The sequence below is a fragment of the Paraburkholderia fungorum genome (assembly GCF_046026025.1).
Taxonomy (GTDB): Bacteria; Pseudomonadota; Gammaproteobacteria; order Burkholderiales; family Burkholderiaceae; genus Paraburkholderia; species Paraburkholderia fungorum_E.
In genome coordinates this window covers 1-627 of the sequence record NZ_JAQQFL010000107.1, presented here as the reverse complement: position 1 = coordinate 627, position 627 = coordinate 1, and the positions used below count along the sequence as shown (strand labels likewise).

Genomic DNA, 627 nt, shown 5'->3' with positions numbered 1-627 from the left:
GCAGCGCCACCTCGTCGCGCGAGGCCCCCGTGTAGTTGAACATCGCCTGGAACAGCGGCGTGTGGCCCAGGCTTCGCGCCGGCTGCAGCGCATCGACCAGCCGCGCGAACGGCAGATCCTGATGCGCCTGCGCCTCCACTACCCGCGTGCGCACCTGCCCGAGCAGCGCTCCGAAGCGCTGCACGCCCGCCAGCTCCGTGCGGATCACCAGCGTGTTGACGAAGAAGCCAATCAGTCCTTCGGTCTCCAGACGGTCGCGCCCGGCCACCGGCACTCCGACCCGGATATCCTGCTGGCCGCTGTAGCGCGACAGCAGCACGTCGTACGCGGCCAGCAGCGTCATGAACAGCGTCGCGCCATGGCGTTGCGACAGACGGCGCAGCGCCTCCCCCCGGGCCGCATCCAGACGCCGCACCACCCGCCCGCCCTCGGCGCTGCGCAGGCCCGCGCGCTTGCGCGTCACCGGCAGCTCGAGCACCGGGTGCTCATCGCCCAGACGGCTGCGCCAGTAGTCGAGCTGCGCATCCAGACGTGCCGCGTCGAGCCATTCGCGCTGCCACACCGCGTAATCGCCGTACTGCACCGGCAACGGCGCGAGCGGCAACGCGTCCGTTTGAACGCCATCGC

The 627-nt window shown here is 71.1% G+C and carries 1 protein-coding gene; it reads right to left on the bottom strand.

Going from position 1 to position 627, the window contains the following annotated elements:
• On the bottom strand, positions 1–627 hold a 627-nt coding region (locus tag PQR67_RS38210; protein ID WP_408467957.1), incomplete at both ends, for a condensation domain-containing protein.